This is a genomic window from Cellulomonas sp., assembly GCF_035634735.1.
In the GTDB taxonomy this organism is placed as follows: domain Bacteria; phylum Actinomycetota; class Actinomycetes; order Actinomycetales; family Cellulomonadaceae; genus Cellulomonas.
In genome coordinates this window covers 1-1,925 of record NZ_DASQCJ010000239.1, presented here as the reverse complement: position 1 = coordinate 1,925, position 1,925 = coordinate 1, and the positions used below count along the sequence as shown (strand labels likewise).

2 protein-coding genes are annotated in these 1,925 nt (G+C 76.7%); both read left to right on the top strand.

Going from position 1 to position 1,925, the window contains the following annotated elements:
• A partial coding sequence (locus VER05_RS19830; RefSeq protein ID WP_324847026.1) for an alpha-amylase family glycosyl hydrolase occupies positions 1-729 on the top strand: 729 nt, incomplete at its 5' end.
• A partial coding sequence (locus tag VER05_RS19825) for a glycoside hydrolase family 1 protein (protein WP_324847025.1) occupies positions 726-1,925 on the top strand: 1,200 nt, incomplete at its 3' end. The genes VER05_RS19830 and VER05_RS19825, both read left to right, overlap by 4 nt.

Sequence of the window (1,925 nt, the reverse complement as noted above, 5' to 3'; positions counted from 1 at the left end):
GACGCGGCGCCGTTCGTCGAGGCGTGGCGGGAGGCGGACGCGGCGATCAGGGCGTCGGGCCGCGGCGGGGTCACCGGGCTGCCGACGTCGAACCACGACTTCACCCGGCTGGTCGCGGGCGACCGGGACGCCGAGCAGGCGCGCGCCGCGCTGGTGCTCGCGCTGACCTGGCCGTCGATGCCGTCCGTCTACTACGGCGACGAGATCGGGATGCGCTACCTGCCGGACGCGCCGACGACCGAGGGCTCCCGGCTCGGCCCGCGGTACGACCGCGCCGGGTCGCGGACGCCGATGCCCTGGGGCGGGCTGACCGCCGACGGGTTCGGCCCGGGCGCGCCGCACGACTCGCGGTACCTGCCGCAGGACACCGCGCCCGGCGCGCCGACCGTCGCCGGGGCGGTCGCCGACCCCGGGTCGCTGCTGCACCACGCGCGGGAGCTGATCGCGCTGCGGCACGCCGACCGGCGGCTCGACGTCGGCGCGCCCGTGCGCGTGCTGTCGACCGGGTACCCGTTCGCGTACCTGCGCGGCGGGACGCTCGCCGTGCTGCTCAACCCGGGGCGGGCGCCGGTCTCGGCCGACCTCCCCGGGGCCGGGTGCGCGGCGGTCGTGCTGGCGCGCGGGTGCCGGGCCGAGGACGACGCCGTGCACCTCGCCGGGCACGGGTACGCCGTGCTGGACCTGGCCGAACGACCTCCCGACCACCCGACCGGAAGGACCCTCGCATGACCCTGCGCACCACCCCGCCCCCCGCCACCGTCCCCGCGCCCGACGGCTTCCTCTGGGGGGCCGCGACCGCGGGCCACCAGGTCGAGGGCGGCAACACGGCCTCGAGCAACTGGCTGCTCGAGCACGAGCCCGGCACGCACGTCGAGGAGGTGTCCGGCGACGCCTGCGACTCGTACCACCGGTACCCCGAGGACATCCGGCTGCTCGCCGACGCCGGGCTGACGGCCTACCGGTTCTCGCTGGAGTGGGCCCGGATCGAGCCCGCCCGCGGCGAGGTGTCCCGCGCCCAGCTCGACCACTACCGCCGGGTGGTCGACGCCTGCCGGGACCGCGGCGTCGAGCCCGTCGTCACCCTGCAGCACTTCACCGTCCCGGCCTGGCAGCACCGCGAGGGCGGCTGGTACGCCCCGGACGTCGTCGACCGGTTCCGCCGGTACACCGAGGCCGCCGCGACGGTCCTCGACGACGTGCGCTGGGTGGTCACGATCAACGAGCCGAACATGATGGTCAACCAGGCCGAGGCGCGGATCGACACGGAGGTCGGCGTCAACTGGCCGGGGCCGTCGCCCCACGCGTCCCGGGTCATCGCGGCCGCGCACCGCGCCGCCGTCGAGGTGCTGCGCGGGCTCGGGCACGTGCGGTCGGGCTGGTCCGTGGCGAACCAGGACTACCAGGCGCTGCCCGGGGCCGAGGAGGCCCGGGACGCGTGGGCCTACTGGCGGGAGGACTTCTTCCTGGAGCAGTCCCGGGGCGACGACTTCGTCGGCGTGCAGGCCTACCTCCGCACGATCATCGGCCCGGACGGCCCGGTCGAGCACCCCGCGGACGCGGAGCGGACGCTCACGGGCTGGGAGTACTACCCGGCGGCGCTGGGGCACGCGCTGCGGCACACCCGCGACGTCACCGGCGGGGTGCCGATGCTGGTCACCGAGAACGGCATCGCCACCGCCGACGACGAGCGGCGGATCGCGTACAGCACCGGGGCGCTCGCGGGCCTGGCGGCGGCCGTCGAGGACGGGTGCGACGTGCGGGGCTACCTGCACTGGTCGCTGCTCGACAACTACGAGTGGGGGTCGTACCGGCCGACGTTCGGGCTGGTCGCCGTCGACCGGGCGACGTTCGCCCGCACCCCGAAGCCGAGCCTGGCGTGGCTCGGGGGGCTCGCGCGGGCGGGCGTGCTGCCGGCACCGGAGCGG